5 protein-coding genes and 5 rRNA genes are annotated in these 15,716 nt (G+C 57.2%); 1 reads left to right on the forward strand and 9 read right to left on the reverse strand.

Annotated features, from left to right (window positions below):
• Positions 1 to 15: 15 nt before the first annotated feature.
• The 3 genes from ACNAOT_RS20815 to ACNAOT_RS20825 all read right to left on the reverse strand — a co-directional run bounded on the left by ACNAOT_RS20815 (position 16) and on the right by ACNAOT_RS20825 (position 6,518).
• Positions 16 to 3,158: ribosomal RNA gene (locus ACNAOT_RS20815) — 23S ribosomal RNA — on the reverse strand.
• 530 nt (positions 3,159 to 3,688) lie between these two features.
• A 16S ribosomal RNA gene (locus ACNAOT_RS20820) occupies positions 3,689 to 5,209 on the reverse strand.
• Together the 16S and 23S rRNA genes form the textbook arrangement of a ribosomal RNA operon.
• A gap of 427 nt (positions 5,210 to 5,636) precedes the next feature.
• Positions 5,637 to 6,518: an alpha/beta fold hydrolase gene (locus ACNAOT_RS20825; protein ID WP_420179230.1), complete on the reverse strand. Its 882-nt coding sequence runs from the start codon at positions 6,516 to 6,518 to the stop codon at positions 5,637 to 5,639.
• Between the two features lie 122 nt (positions 6,519 to 6,640).
• On the opposite strand from ACNAOT_RS20825, the gene ACNAOT_RS20830 reads away from it, so the two are divergent.
• Positions 6,641 to 8,551 (forward strand): AfsR/SARP family transcriptional regulator, encoded by a 1,911-nt coding sequence (locus ACNAOT_RS20830; protein WP_420179231.1) that lies wholly within the window; start codon positions 6,641 to 6,643, stop codon positions 8,549 to 8,551.
• 103 nt (positions 8,552 to 8,654) lie between these two features.
• On the opposite strand, the gene rrf is transcribed toward ACNAOT_RS20830, so the two are convergent.
• From rrf to rpmB, 6 genes are all read right to left on the reverse strand, one after another.
• Positions 8,655 to 8,771: ribosomal RNA gene (gene rrf, locus ACNAOT_RS20835) — 5S ribosomal RNA — on the reverse strand.
• Between the two features lie 164 nt (positions 8,772 to 8,935).
• Positions 8,936 to 12,078 (reverse strand): 23S ribosomal RNA (locus ACNAOT_RS20840).
• Between the two features lie 530 nt (positions 12,079 to 12,608).
• Positions 12,609 to 14,129, reverse strand: a 16S ribosomal RNA gene (locus ACNAOT_RS20845).
• A gap of 805 nt (positions 14,130 to 14,934) precedes the next feature.
• Positions 14,935 to 15,240: a 30S ribosomal protein S14 gene (gene rpsN, locus ACNAOT_RS20850; RefSeq protein ID WP_011776360.1), complete on the reverse strand. Its 306-nt coding sequence runs from the start codon at positions 15,238 to 15,240 to the stop codon at positions 14,935 to 14,937.
• A gap of 4 nt (positions 15,241 to 15,244) precedes the next feature.
• Positions 15,245 to 15,412 carry a 50S ribosomal protein L33 gene (rpmG, locus tag ACNAOT_RS20855; RefSeq protein WP_003798558.1) on the reverse strand — a complete coding sequence of 56 codons (168 nt, stop codon included), beginning with the start codon at positions 15,410 to 15,412 and terminating at the stop codon, positions 15,245 to 15,247.
• A complete protein-coding gene (gene rpmB, locus ACNAOT_RS20860; protein ID WP_011776361.1) occupies positions 15,412 to 15,648 on the reverse strand; it encodes a 50S ribosomal protein L28 in 237 nt (78 codons plus the stop codon). The genes rpmG and rpmB overlap by 1 nt, the downstream gene beginning before the upstream one ends.
• Positions 15,649 to 15,716: the final 68 nt, after the last annotated feature.

Raw genomic sequence — 15,716 nt, forward strand, 5'->3', positions numbered from 1 at the left:
TGCAGTGTGTTGTGTGTGGTGTAAGTTGTTGGCCTATTAGTACCGGTCAGCTTCACGAGTCTTTAGTCCTCGCTTCCACATCCGGCCTATCAACCCAGTGGTCTGGCTGGGGGCCTCTCACACATAATGTGTATGGAAATCTCATCTTGAAGCGAGCTTCCCGCTTAGATGCTTTCAGCGGTTATCCCATCCGAACGTAGCTAATCAGCGATGCACTTGGCAGTACAACTGACACACCAGAGGTTCGTCCGTCCCGGTCCTCTCGTACTAAGGACAGCCCTTCTCAAATTTCCTGCGCGCGCAGCGGATAGGGACCGAACTGTCTCACGACGTTCTAAACCCAGCTCGCGTACCGCTTTAATGGGCGAACAGCCCAACCCTTGGGACCTACTCCAGCCCCAGGATGCGACGAGCCGACATCGAGGTGCCAAACCATGCCGTCGATATGGACTCTTGGGCAAGATCAGCCTGTTATCCCCGAGGTACCTTTTATCCGTTGAGCGACGGCCATTCCACAATGTACCGCCGGATCACTAGTCCCGACTTTCGTCCCTGCTTGAGATGTCTCTCTCACAGTCAAGCTCCCTTGTGCACTTACACTCGACACCTGATTGCCAACCAGGCTGAGGGAACCTTTGGGCGCCTCCGTTACTTTTTAGGAGGCAACCGCCCCAGTTAAACTACCCATCAGGCACTGTCCCTGACCCGGATCACGGGCCGAAGTTAGATGTCCAAAGTGACCAGAGTGGTATTTCAACGATGACTCCACCCGAACTGGCGTCCGGGTTTCAACGTCTCCCACCTATCCTACACAAGCCACTCCGAACACCAATACCAAACTATAGTAAAGGTCTCGGGGTCTTTCCGTCCTGCTGCGCGTAACGAGCATCTTTACTCGTACTGCAATTTCGCCGAGTTTATGGTTGAGACAGCGGGGAAGTCGTTACTCCATTCGTGCAGGTCGGAACTTACCCGACAAGGAATTTCGCTACCTTAGGATGGTTATAGTTACCACCGCCGTTTACTGGGGCTTAAATTCTCAGCTTCGCCACAAGTGGCTAACCGGTCCTCTTAACCTTCCAGCACCGGGCAGGAGTCAGTCCGTATACATCGTCTTGCGACTTCGCACGGACCTGTGTTTTTAGTAAACAGTCGCTTCCCCCTGGTCTCTGCGGCCCACACCCGCTCACGGAGAGCAAGTCTCCATCACGGGGCAGGCCCCCCTTCTCCCGAAGTTACGGGGGCATTTTGCCGAGTTCCTTAACCATAATTCTCTCGATCGCCTTGGTATTCTCTACCTGATCACCTGTGTCGGTTTGGGGTACGGGCGGCTAAAACCTCGCGTCGATGCTTTTCTTGGCAGCATAGGATCACCGGATCCCCCCATACGGGGGTCCCATCAGATCTCAGGATCGTGCTCGAAACACACAGGAACGGATTTGCCTATCCCTGACCCTACATCCTTAGACCGGGGCAACCATCGCCCGGCCCGGCTACCTTCCTGCGTCACACCTGTTAATACGCTTACCTCCCGGGATCAGGTCCCGCGCTCGGCCAAAACCCACAACACCACAAGGGTGAGCGGGCAGGCTCCGGGCGGTTAGTATCCCCCGCTTGGCATGGGCGGTTTTTCGCCGGTACGGGAATATCAACCCGTTGTCCATCGACTACGCCTGTCGGCCTCGCCTTAGGTCCCGACTTACCCAGGGCAGATTAGCTTGACCCTGGAACCCTTGATCATTCGGCGGACGGGTTTCTCACCCGTCTTTCGCTACTCATGCCTGCATTCTCACTCGTGTAGGCTCCACCGCTGGTTTCCACCGCGACTTCACTGCCCACACGACGCTCCCCTACCACTCCACACCCCTGAACCACGAAGGCTAGGGCATTATGTGAAATCCACAACTTCGGCGGTGTACTTGAGCCCCGCTACATTGTCGGCGCGGAATCACTTGACCAGTGAGCTATTACGCACTCTTTCAAGGATGGCTGCTTCTAAGCCAACCTCCTGGTTGTCTTCGCAACTCCACATCCTTTCCCACTTAGCACACGCTTAGGGGCCTTAGTTGGTGGTCTGGGCTGTTTCCCTCTCGACTATGAAGCTTATCCCCCACAGTCTCACTGCTGCGCTCTGACTTACCGGCATTCGGAGTTTGGCTGACGTCAGTAACCTTGTAGGGCCCATCGGCCATCCAGTAGCTCTACCTCCGGCAAGAAACACGCAACGCTGCACCTAAATGCATTTCGGGGAGAACCAGCTATCACGGAGTTTGATTGGCCTTTCACCCCTACCCACAGCTCATCCCCTCCATTTTCAACTGAAGTGGGTTCGGTCCTCCACGACGTCTTACCGTCGCTTCAACCTGGCCATGGGTAGATCACTCCGCTTCGGGTCTAGATCACGCCACTACACTCGCCCTATTCAGACTCGCTTTCGCTACGGCTACCCCACACGGGTTAACCTCGCGACGTAACACTAACTCGCAGGCTCATTCTTCAAAAGGCACGCCGTCACCAGAATCAGACTGGCTCCGACGGATTGTAAGCACACGGTTTCAGGTACTGTTTCACTCCCCTCCCGGGGTACTTTTCACCTTTCCCTCACGGTACTGGTCCGCTATCGGTCATTAGGAAGTATTTAGGCTTATCAGGTGGTCCTGACAGATTCGCACGGGATTTCTCGGGCCCCGTGCTACTTGGGATACTCCCCAGGCCGTGCACAACATTACGGTTACGGGGCTCACACCCTCTCTGGCCGGCCTTTCAAGACCGTTCACCTATGCCTGCACCTCACCTCACTGGTCCGGCAGAACCAGAACGGAAAGTCCCACAACCCCGCCCATGCAACGCCCGCCGGCTATCACACATGGAAACGGTTTAGCCTGATCCGCGTTCGCTCGCCACTACTAACGGAATCACTATTGTTTTCTCTTCCTGCGGGTACTGAGATGTTTCACTTCCCCGCGTTCCCCCCACGCACCCTATGTGTTCAGATGCGGGTCACACAATCACCTCACAGCGTTGTGCGGGGTTTCCCCATTCGGACATCCTGGGATCAACGCTCGGTTATCAACTCCCCCAGGCTTATCGCAGATTCCTACGTCCTTCTTCGGCTCCTAATGCCAAGGCATCCACCGTGTGCCCTTAAAAACTTGACCACACAAGATCAATAAACTTACTCGAGAGAACCATGACCACAAGGGCCAGGTTCATTCATAAGAAATTGCTGTAAGAACACACACCCACACGAAGGCGTGTGTGTGTTCTAGATGCTCGCGTCCACTATGTAGTTCTCAAACAACAACCCCGTCAACCAGACCACCACCACCCCACGAACGGGGACACGATGGTAAGTACCGGAAGCAGGAACAAAAGAAACACCAGAAGATGCTCTCCGCATTGCTGCAAAAAGGTCCTGTTGCCTCAGGACCCAACAGTGCGCCAAACACAACCCCACACACACCACGCCCCGACGCGTTCCACACAACACCACACCCCCCAAAAGGGGACACGGGTTGCCGTACTGGCACCAGGACACAACCGGTGAAGGCCATGCCAAACAAGTTTGATTCGTTGATATTCCACCCATGAGCACCCACCGCAGAACAGACGCCTGCGCAATGGGCAACACTGACAACCACCACCACACCCATGCAGGCACAGCAACCAGTTGTTAGCAGCTCCTTAGAAAGGAGGTGATCCAGCCGCACCTTCCGGTACGGCTACCTTGTTACGACTTAGTCCCAATCGCCGGTCCCACCTTCGACGGCTCCCCCCACAAGGGTTAGGCCACCGGCTTCGGGTGTTACCAACTTTCGTGACTTGACGGGCGGTGTGTACAAGGCCCGGGAACGTATTCACCGCAGCGTTGCTGATCTGCGATTACTAGCGACTCCGACTTCATGGGGTCGAGTTGCAGACCCCAATCCGAACTGAGACCGGCTTTTTGGGATTAGCTCCACCTCACAGTATCGCAACCCTTTGTACCGGCCATTGTAGCATGCGTGAAGCCCAAGACATAAGGGGCATGATGATTTGACGTCGTCCCCACCTTCCTCCGAGTTGACCCCGGCAGTCTCCTATGAGTCCCCGCCATAACGCGCTGGCAACATAGAACGAGGGTTGCGCTCGTTGCGGGACTTAACCCAACATCTCACGACACGAGCTGACGACAACCATGCACCACCTGTAAACCGACCGCAAGCGGGGCACCTGTTTCCAGGTCTTTCCGGTTCATGTCAAGCCTTGGTAAGGTTCTTCGCGTTGCATCGAATTAATCCGCATGCTCCGCCGCTTGTGCGGGCCCCCGTCAATTCCTTTGAGTTTTAGCCTTGCGGCCGTACTCCCCAGGCGGGGCACTTAATGCGTTAGCTACGGCGCGGAAAACGTGGAATGTCCCCCACACCTAGTGCCCAACGTTTACGGCATGGACTACCAGGGTATCTAATCCTGTTCGCTCCCCATGCTTTCGCTCCTCAGCGTCAGTTACAGCCCAGAGACCTGCCTTCGCCATCGGTGTTCCTCCTGATATCTGCGCATTTCACCGCTACACCAGGAATTCCAGTCTCCCCTACTGCACTCTAGTCTGCCCGTACCCACTGCAGAACCGGAGTTGAGCCCCGGTCTTTCACAGCAGACGCGACAAACCGCCTACGAGCTCTTTACGCCCAATAATTCCGGATAACGCTTGCGCCCTACGTATTACCGCGGCTGCTGGCACGTAGTTAGCCGGCGCTTCTTCTGCAGGTACCGTCACTTACGCTTCTTCCCTACTGAAAGAGGTTTACAACCCGAAGGCCGTCATCCCTCACGCGGCGTCGCTGCATCAGGCTTGCGCCCATTGTGCAATATTCCCCACTGCTGCCTCCCGTAGGAGTCTGGGCCGTGTCTCAGTCCCAGTGTGGCCGGTCACCCTCTCAGGCCGGCTACCCGTCGTCGCCTTGGTAGGCCATTACCCCACCAACAAGCTGATAGGCCGCGAGTCCATCCAAAACCACAAAAGCTTTCCACCACCATGACATGCGCCAGATGGTCGTATCCGGTATTAGACCCAGTTTCCCAGGCTTATCCCAGAGTCAAGGGCAGGTTACTCACGTGTTACTCACCCGTTCGCCACTAATCCCCCAGCAAGCTGGGATCATCGTTCGACTTGCATGTGTTAAGCACGCCGCCAGCGTTCATCCTGAGCCAGGATCAAACTCTCCGTTGAAGTAAAACAAAACCAAACAGACACAACCACACCCACCGGAAATAACGGTAGAACGCGGCTGCACAAAATTCGAAACCAGCTGAAAACCAGACCACCACACACGGGGGTGCGCAGCAATCCGGCCATAATTTCAACCAATTGATAAAACAATCGGTATCAACAAACTTGGCACACTATTGAGTTCTCAAACAACAGACCCCCCAAAACATCACCCACAGCACACCACAAAAGCAGCGCACCCAACAGGGCCATTGGAAAAGAAGAGTTATTTTTGGCCGCCTACCGAACCGTACACACCTTCCGGCTTTCCGTTTCGCACCCGGCGACTCAGAAAACAATACACGCCCCACACCCCCAACGCAAATCCACCCCCAACCCCACCCCACACACCCCCAAAACCCCACCAACCGCCGTCGGACTCTGCTCCTTAGCGCTCCATCAACTCGCGCATGGCCGCGACCACCGCCGCGGGATTCTCCTCAGCCATGAAATGGCCAATGTTCACGGTCATGTGTTTAAGATCCGGCGCCCAAGCACGCCACAGGGCAGCGGCGTCATAGCCCAGCAGCGCTCCCCAGTCCTGTTGCATCACCGTCACTGGCATTGGCAGGGTGTGTGCACCGTTCCTATCGGCGCGATCATGCGCGACGTCGATTCCCGCAGAAGCCCGGTAGTCCGCAACGATTGACCACACTGCCTGACCGGATGCCTTCAGATACTCCTCCCGATACCGTGGCGGGATCGCTTCAGAATCGGCCGCCCATCCGTCGATGAACGATGCAAAGAAGGAGTCTGCAGTCGCTTCGATCATGGGCTCGGGGATTCCCGCTGGCTGAGCCATCAGATAAAGGTGCCAAGCCACTTTCGCATCCGCCCCGTGGAGGATATCCCACATATCCAACGTCGGCAGCACATCCAGGACCAGCAGGTGGCTGACGGCGTCGGGATGGTCCAAACCTGCCCGCACAGCAACCAGGGCGCCACGATCGTGACCCGCCAGTGCGAAGCGATGGTGCCCAAGGCCCCGGGCGGCCGCGACGATGTCCGCGGCCATCGTCCGCTTCGAGTACGTTTCCTCCGCTTCCCCTGCCGGTTTATCGCTTGCCCCGTAGCCACGAAGGTCCGGGCATATGACCGTGTGGTCCGCCACCAAGTCTGCGGCGATATGCCTCCACATGAGGTGCGTCTGCGGAAAGCCATGCAAAAGTACGACGGCGGGCCCGTGCCCCGCCACTGCGACGTTCAGTTCGACGTCAGGTGCTACAGGTACGCGGTGATAGGTGGCCTCGGGAAGCAGTGTCAAAGTCAATGGAGTCTCCATTCATTGGTGGTAGACCCACTCTCCTGCCACCGAATCAGCAGCGAATCAGCTGGACCCGTGGCAGGCAATGGACACCCTTGGTTGTCTTACTTCCTCACTACGATTGACACGTGACTACTGCGTCAATCCGAAGTACTGTGCAGATCCGTGTCCTCGGACCCCTCCAGGTGAGTGTTGATGGAGAAATGCAGGAACTCTCCAAGCGCCGGCATAGGGAAATCCTTGGCATGCTCGTTGCACTGCGAGGCCGCGATATCTCAACGGCGTCACTCATTGATGAACTGTGGGACGGTAAGCCGCCACCGGGAGCTGTCGGAGCAGTCCGCACTTTCGTTGGTGAGCTTCGCCGCATCCTGGAACCACGTCGGCTACCACGCACCCCACCCTCGGTGCTCGTTACGGTGCGCGATGGGTACGCCCTTCGACTCGATCTCGACGCCGTTGATGCTTGGAGGTTCGGGGCGGCAGTGTCCCGAGCAGTTGGAGCGACGCCCAACCAGGCCGAATCACTCTTGTCCACCGCACTCGGCGAGTGGCGGGGCGCAGCCTTTCATGAATTCGCCGAGCGGCCTTGGGCCCTTCCAGAGGTAAAACGACTTACCGGGCTGCGGCAGACCGCCGTCGAACGCTTTGCCTCCGCGTGCCTGGACTGCGGCCAGCCGGCGGAGGCCGTTGCCATGCTGGAAGCACAGGTGGAGGAGAACCCCTGGCGCGAGGAAGGATGGCGCTTGCTGGCCATGACGCTGTACCAAAGTCACCGCCAAGGCGATGCATTGGCCGTCCTTCGGCGGGCACGGGCGCAGCATGCCAACGAACTGGGGCTGGACCCAAGCCCCGCGCTCGTGGATCTGGAGGGCAGGATGCTCCGCAGGGATCCCGGGTTGCACCACGTGGAACCCCTCCGTTTGGCCATGACTGCCACCGCCTATTCCAGAAGCGGCACGAGAGTTCAACTGGAAGCCTCAAACGCTGTGTTGGGCAGCTTGGCAGTCGCTGGCAATCTTGAGACAGCTCGCACCCAACGCATAGCGGCCATCCAAGCTGCTGCAGACCTGAACGATCCCGCACTCGCCGCCCGCGTCATTGGCGGCTACGACATACCCGGGATTTGGACGCGCCCGGATGACCCAGTTGCTGCCGCCGTCGTGATGGCCGCTGCGGAGGATGCGCTTGCCGCCAACCCAGGCCTCAACGACCGAACCCGTGCCCGTCTCCTGGCCACCATAGCCATGGAATCCCGGGGCACCGGCGCTCGCCACTCGGAAGTCAGCGAAGCGGAGTCAATCGCCAGGAGACTAGGGGACGCGCAACTGCTCTGTTTCGCCCTGAGCGCCCGGTTTATGCAGACCTTCACCTCAGCCGGCCTTGCAGCAGATCGCGCCGAAATCGGCCAGGAGCTGATAACAACAGCGTTCGACGCCGATTCGCCCACCTTTGAAATCAACGGGCGGCTGATTCGTATGCAGGCATTGTGCGCCATGAATGACATCAGCTCAGCCAGCACCGAAGCCGATACGGTGGACCGGCTGGCCCAGCGGCACGAGAGACCGTTGGCGAGCGTGTTCACCCACTGGTTCCGGTGGACTTTCCTCGGCGACAGCCAGCCACCTCCGTCGCCGACAGAGATGCCTGGCTTCACTGACGGAATCGAGGCTCTGGTGACCCTTGGCCGCGAGTTGGGTGAGGATGCTGAACTGAGCGACGGCGACTTTGGCCCCTATGAGCGCTGGGTTCGGCCCCTTTTGCTGGTGAGGACTGGCGCGTACCACGAGGCGAGTGAAACTCTCCGGCGGCTTCCGGATCCCCCCTCGGATCTTTTACTCGAGGCGACTTGGTGCATCATTGCCCAGGCAGCCAGCGAACTGGGCGAGCCCTCTGTGATCCGCCGGGCGTTGGGTGCCTTGGAACCGGCCAGACAGGAACGGGCTGCCGGAAGTGGCGTGGTGGACCTGGGCCGCGTTGATCACTATCTGGGGCTGCTTGAGGTGGCTGCTGGGTGTCGGCGTGAGTTTGGTGGTTAAAGGGGTGAAGCCTCCGTGGTGGTGGAGGCTTTTGTTTTGGGGTGGTTGTTAAATGCGGGAGACCCCCCAACCCTGTGGGTTGGGGGGTCTCTACCTAATGGTTGTCCGGCGGTGTCCTACTCTCCCACACCCTCCCGGGTGCAGTACCATCGGCGCTGTGGGTCTTAGCTTCCGGGTTCGGAATGGGACCGGGCGTTTCCCCCACGCTATGACCGCCGTAACCTTGTTACCCGTCCCCGTGGTTTGCCTGGTGTGGGCGTTTTTTCGGGGTGGGAAATCTGTGGTGGTTACAACTGTGGTGTTGTTATTTAGTTGTGTTTTGTTCCTGGAACAAGCGGGTTGTTGTTCGGGAACCACATAGTGGACGCGTGCAGTGTGTTGTGTGTGGTGTAAGTTGTTGGCCTATTAGTACCGGTCAGCTTCACGAGTCTTTAGTCCTCGCTTCCACATCCGGCCTATCAACCCAGTGGTCTGGCTGGGGGCCTCTCACACATAATGTGTATGGAAATCTCATCTTGAAGCGAGCTTCCCGCTTAGATGCTTTCAGCGGTTATCCCATCCGAACGTAGCTAATCAGCGATGCACTTGGCAGTACAACTGACACACCAGAGGTTCGTCCGTCCCGGTCCTCTCGTACTAAGGACAGCCCTTCTCAAATTTCCTGCGCGCGCAGCGGATAGGGACCGAACTGTCTCACGACGTTCTAAACCCAGCTCGCGTACCGCTTTAATGGGCGAACAGCCCAACCCTTGGGACCTACTCCAGCCCCAGGATGCGACGAGCCGACATCGAGGTGCCAAACCATGCCGTCGATATGGACTCTTGGGCAAGATCAGCCTGTTATCCCCGAGGTACCTTTTATCCGTTGAGCGACGGCCATTCCACAATGTACCGCCGGATCACTAGTCCCGACTTTCGTCCCTGCTTGAGATGTCTCTCTCACAGTCAAGCTCCCTTGTGCACTTACACTCGACACCTGATTGCCAACCAGGCTGAGGGAACCTTTGGGCGCCTCCGTTACTTTTTAGGAGGCAACCGCCCCAGTTAAACTACCCATCAGGCACTGTCCCTGACCCGGATCACGGGCCGAAGTTAGATGTCCAAAGTGACCAGAGTGGTATTTCAACGATGACTCCACCCGAACTGGCGTCCGGGTTTCAACGTCTCCCACCTATCCTACACAAGCCACTCCGAACACCAATACCAAACTATAGTAAAGGTCTCGGGGTCTTTCCGTCCTGCTGCGCGTAACGAGCATCTTTACTCGTACTGCAATTTCGCCGAGTTTATGGTTGAGACAGCGGGGAAGTCGTTACTCCATTCGTGCAGGTCGGAACTTACCCGACAAGGAATTTCGCTACCTTAGGATGGTTATAGTTACCACCGCCGTTTACTGGGGCTTAAATTCTCAGCTTCGCCACAAGTGGCTAACCGGTCCTCTTAACCTTCCAGCACCGGGCAGGAGTCAGTCCGTATACATCGTCTTGCGACTTCGCACGGACCTGTGTTTTTAGTAAACAGTCGCTTCCCCCTGGTCTCTGCGGCCCACACCCGCTCACGGAGAGCAAGTCTCCATCACGGGGCAGGCCCCCCTTCTCCCGAAGTTACGGGGGCATTTTGCCGAGTTCCTTAACCATAATTCTCTCGATCGCCTTGGTATTCTCTACCTGATCACCTGTGTCGGTTTGGGGTACGGGCGGCTAAAACCTCGCGTCGATGCTTTTCTTGGCAGCATAGGATCACCGGATCCCCCCATACGGGGGTCCCATCAGATCTCAGGATCGTGCTCGAAACACACAGGAACGGATTTGCCTATCCCTGACCCTACATCCTTAGACCGGGGCAACCATCGCCCGGCCCGGCTACCTTCCTGCGTCACACCTGTTAATACGCTTACCTCCCGGGATCAGGTCCCGCGCTCGGCCAAAACCCACAACACCACAAGGGTGAGCGGGCAGGCTCCGGGCGGTTAGTATCCCCCGCTTGGCATGGGCGGTTTTTCGCCGGTACGGGAATATCAACCCGTTGTCCATCGACTACGCCTGTCGGCCTCGCCTTAGGTCCCGACTTACCCAGGGCAGATTAGCTTGACCCTGGAACCCTTGATCATTCGGCGGACGGGTTTCTCACCCGTCTTTCGCTACTCATGCCTGCATTCTCACTCGTGTAGGCTCCACCGCTGGTTTCCACCGCGACTTCACTGCCCACACGACGCTCCCCTACCACTCCACACCCCTGAACCACGAAGGCTAGGGCATTATGTGAAATCCACAACTTCGGCGGTGTACTTGAGCCCCGCTACATTGTCGGCGCGGAATCACTTGACCAGTGAGCTATTACGCACTCTTTCAAGGATGGCTGCTTCTAAGCCAACCTCCTGGTTGTCTTCGCAACTCCACATCCTTTCCCACTTAGCACACGCTTAGGGGCCTTAGTTGGTGGTCTGGGCTGTTTCCCTCTCGACTATGAAGCTTATCCCCCACAGTCTCACTGCTGCGCTCTGACTTACCGGCATTCGGAGTTTGGCTGACGTCAGTAACCTTGTAGGGCCCATCGGCCATCCAGTAGCTCTACCTCCGGCAAGAAACACGCAACGCTGCACCTAAATGCATTTCGGGGAGAACCAGCTATCACGGAGTTTGATTGGCCTTTCACCCCTACCCACAGCTCATCCCCTCCATTTTCAACTGAAGTGGGTTCGGTCCTCCACGACGTCTTACCGTCGCTTCAACCTGGCCATGGGTAGATCACTCCGCTTCGGGTCTAGATCACGCCACTACACTCGCCCTATTCAGACTCGCTTTCGCTACGGCTACCCCACACGGGTTAACCTCGCGACGTAACACTAACTCGCAGGCTCATTCTTCAAAAGGCACGCCGTCACCAGAATCAGACTGGCTCCGACGGATTGTAAGCACACGGTTTCAGGTACTGTTTCACTCCCCTCCCGGGGTACTTTTCACCTTTCCCTCACGGTACTGGTCCGCTATCGGTCATTAGGAAGTATTTAGGCTTATCAGGTGGTCCTGACAGATTCGCACGGGATTTCTCGGGCCCCGTGCTACTTGGGATACTCCCCAGGCCGTGCACAACATTACGGTTACGGGGCTCACACCCTCTCTGGCCGGCCTTTCAAGACCGTTCACCTATGCCTGCACCTCACCTCACTGGTCCGGCAGAACCAGAACGGAAAGTCCCACAACCCCGCCCATGCAACGCCCGCCGGCTATCACACATGGAAACGGTTTAGCCTGATCCGCGTTCGCTCGCCACTACTAACGGAATCACTATTGTTTTCTCTTCCTGCGGGTACTGAGATGTTTCACTTCCCCGCGTTCCCCCCACGCACCCTATGTGTTCAGATGCGGGTCACACAATCACCTCACAGCGTTGTGCGGGGTTTCCCCATTCGGACATCCTGGGATCAACGCTCGGTTATCAACTCCCCCAGGCTTATCGCAGATTCCTACGTCCTTCTTCGGCTCCTAATGCCAAGGCATCCACCGTGTGCCCTTAAAAACTTGACCACACAAGATCAATAAACTTACTCGAGAGAACCATGACCACAAGGGCCAGGTTCATTCATAAGAAATTGCTGTAAGAACACACACCCACACGAAGGCGTGTGTGTGTTCTAGATGCTCGCGTCCACTATGTAGTTCTCAAACAACAACCCCGTCAACCAGACCACCACCACCCCACGAACGGGGACACGATGGTAAGTACCGGAAGCAGGAACAAAAGAAACACCAGAAGATGCTCTCCGCATTGCTGCAAAAAGGTCCTGTTGCCTCAGGACCCAACAGTGCGCCAAACACAACCCCACACACACCACGCCCCGACGCGTTCCACACAACACCACACCCCCCAAAAGGGGACACGGGTTGCCGTACTGGCACCAGGACACAACCGGTGAAGGCCATGCCAAACAAGTTTGATTCGTTGATATTCCACCCATGAGCACCCACCGCAGAACAGACGCCTGCGCAATGGGCAACACTGACAACCACCACCACACCCATGCAGGCACAGCAACCAGTTGTTAGCAGCTCCTTAGAAAGGAGGTGATCCAGCCGCACCTTCCGGTACGGCTACCTTGTTACGACTTAGTCCCAATCGCCGGTCCCACCTTCGACGGCTCCCCCCACAAGGGTTAGGCCACCGGCTTCGGGTGTTACCAACTTTCGTGACTTGACGGGCGGTGTGTACAAGGCCCGGGAACGTATTCACCGCAGCGTTGCTGATCTGCGATTACTAGCGACTCCGACTTCATGGGGTCGAGTTGCAGACCCCAATCCGAACTGAGACCGGCTTTTTGGGATTAGCTCCACCTCACAGTATCGCAACCCTTTGTACCGGCCATTGTAGCATGCGTGAAGCCCAAGACATAAGGGGCATGATGATTTGACGTCGTCCCCACCTTCCTCCGAGTTGACCCCGGCAGTCTCCTATGAGTCCCCGCCATAACGCGCTGGCAACATAGAACGAGGGTTGCGCTCGTTGCGGGACTTAACCCAACATCTCACGACACGAGCTGACGACAACCATGCACCACCTGTAAACCGACCGCAAGCGGGGCACCTGTTTCCAGGTCTTTCCGGTTCATGTCAAGCCTTGGTAAGGTTCTTCGCGTTGCATCGAATTAATCCGCATGCTCCGCCGCTTGTGCGGGCCCCCGTCAATTCCTTTGAGTTTTAGCCTTGCGGCCGTACTCCCCAGGCGGGGCACTTAATGCGTTAGCTACGGCGCGGAAAACGTGGAATGTCCCCCACACCTAGTGCCCAACGTTTACGGCATGGACTACCAGGGTATCTAATCCTGTTCGCTCCCCATGCTTTCGCTCCTCAGCGTCAGTTACAGCCCAGAGACCTGCCTTCGCCATCGGTGTTCCTCCTGATATCTGCGCATTTCACCGCTACACCAGGAATTCCAGTCTCCCCTACTGCACTCTAGTCTGCCCGTACCCACTGCAGAACCGGAGTTGAGCCCCGGTCTTTCACAGCAGACGCGACAAACCGCCTACGAGCTCTTTACGCCCAATAATTCCGGATAACGCTTGCGCCCTACGTATTACCGCGGCTGCTGGCACGTAGTTAGCCGGCGCTTCTTCTGCAGGTACCGTCACTTACGCTTCTTCCCTACTGAAAGAGGTTTACAACCCGAAGGCCGTCATCCCTCACGCGGCGTCGCTGCATCAGGCTTGCGCCCATTGTGCAATATTCCCCACTGCTGCCTCCCGTAGGAGTCTGGGCCGTGTCTCAGTCCCAGTGTGGCCGGTCACCCTCTCAGGCCGGCTACCCGTCGTCGCCTTGGTAGGCCATTACCCCACCAACAAGCTGATAGGCCGCGAGTCCATCCAAAACCACAAAAGCTTTCCACCACCATGACATGCGCCAGATGGTCGTATCCGGTATTAGACCCAGTTTCCCAGGCTTATCCCAGAGTCAAGGGCAGGTTACTCACGTGTTACTCACCCGTTCGCCACTAATCCCCCAGCAAGCTGGGATCATCGTTCGACTTGCATGTGTTAAGCACGCCGCCAGCGTTCATCCTGAGCCAGGATCAAACTCTCCGTTGAAGTAAAACAAAACCAAACAGACACAACCACACCCACCGGAAATAACGGCGAACACGGCTGCACAAAATTCGAAACCAGCTGAAAACCAGACCACCACACACGGGGGTGCGCAATGATCCAGCCATAATTTCAACCAATTGATAAAACAATCGGTATCAACAAACTTGGCACACTATTGAGTTCTCAAACAACAGACACACCCGGCACCACCAAACCCCACACAAGGGGCCAGGATCGCTCCGGAGCAACTTTTCAAACTTACCCGATCAACCGGATCTTCGCAAATCAGCGTTTCCGCGATTTTCGATCCAAGTCCCGGCCCCACCCGGCACAAGGCACACTTAGAAGCGCGCCATTTTCCAGGCTGTTATCAAGGGGGTCGGCCTCCGCGGTTCTCAGCTCCAGGCTGTCTCACTCGCGGCGACTCAGAAGACATTACACGTCCATAAGCTCGGGCACAAATCCACCCCAATACCACCCGAAACCCCCGCAAACACAGGCCAAACACCACCATTGCGACCCCAAACCAATCAAAACCAGCCAGAACCAGCCCACGTGAAGCCCGTCACAAGACCCGGCCAACCACCAACCCAACGCAGCGCGCCTAGGCTCACCACCGCCGTCGAACGTTCAACTCAAACCCGAGGGAAATGAGCGAGCGTCGGGCAAACCCGAGGCAAGTGAGCTAGCGACGGGCTCAAGCCCGGGGGAAGTGAGAGAGCGTCGGAACGGGGCCGAGTAAAGACCCTTAACGCAAAAAGGGCCGGCAACCATAACGGTTGCCGGCCCTTTTAGAGCTTCGTGATTACCAGGAAGACTTGGTGATGCCCGGGAGCTCACCGCGGTGAGCCATGTCGCGGAAGCGAACACGGGAGATACCGAACTTCTGGAGCGTGCCGCGGGGACGGCCGTCGATCTGGTCGCGGTTACGCAGACGGATCGGGGAGGCGTTGCGGGGCAGCTTCTGCAGGCCGAGGCGTGCAGCTTCGCGTGCTTCGTCAGTCGCGTTGGGGTCAACCAGGGTCTTCTTCAGTTCGAGACGCTTGGCAGCGTAACGCTCAACAATGACCTTGCGCTGCTCGTTGCGAGCAATCTTTGACTTCTTTGCCATGTGTTTAGCGCTCCTCTCGGAATTCGACGTGCTGGCGGATCTTGGGGTCGTACTTCTTCAAGACCAGGCGGTCAGGATCGTTACGACGGTTCTTGCGGGTTACGTAGGTGTAACCGGTGCCCGCGGTGGACTTCAGCTTGATGATCGGACGTACGTCCTTGTCCTTTGCCATTAGAGCTTTACTCCTCGTGCCAGGATGTCGGCGACGACTGAGTCGATGCCGCGTACGTCGATTGTCTTGATGCCACGGGCTGACAGGGTCAGCGTGACGTTACGGCGCAGGGACGGAACCCAGTAGCGCTTCTTCTGAATGTTCGGGTCGAACCGACGCTTGTTGCGACGGTGCGAGTGCGAAATGCTGTGTCCAAAGCCCGGCTCGGCTCCGGTCACTTGGCAGTGTGCTGCCATGACTCTCCTCCAAAGATTGAATGTAACGGCGTGCAGATGTTCCTGCGTTGCCGTGCGACAGGCAGCGT

Source organism: Paenarthrobacter sp. TA1.8, from assembly GCF_048595705.1.
Classification (GTDB): Bacteria; Actinomycetota; Actinomycetes; order Actinomycetales; family Micrococcaceae; genus Arthrobacter; species Arthrobacter nitroguajacolicus.

Coding starts and splice junctions, on each gene's coding strand:
- rpmG (WP_003798558.1), bottom strand. CDS start 15,412: ATGGCAAAGGACAAGGACGTACGTCCGATCATCAAGCTGAAGTCCACC.
- rpsN (WP_011776360.1), bottom strand. CDS start 15,240: ATGGCAAAGAAGTCAAAGATTGCTCGCAACGAGCAGCGCAAGGTCATT.
- rpmB (WP_011776361.1), bottom strand. CDS start 15,648: ATGGCAGCACACTGCCAAGTGACCGGAGCCGAGCCGGGCTTTGGACAC.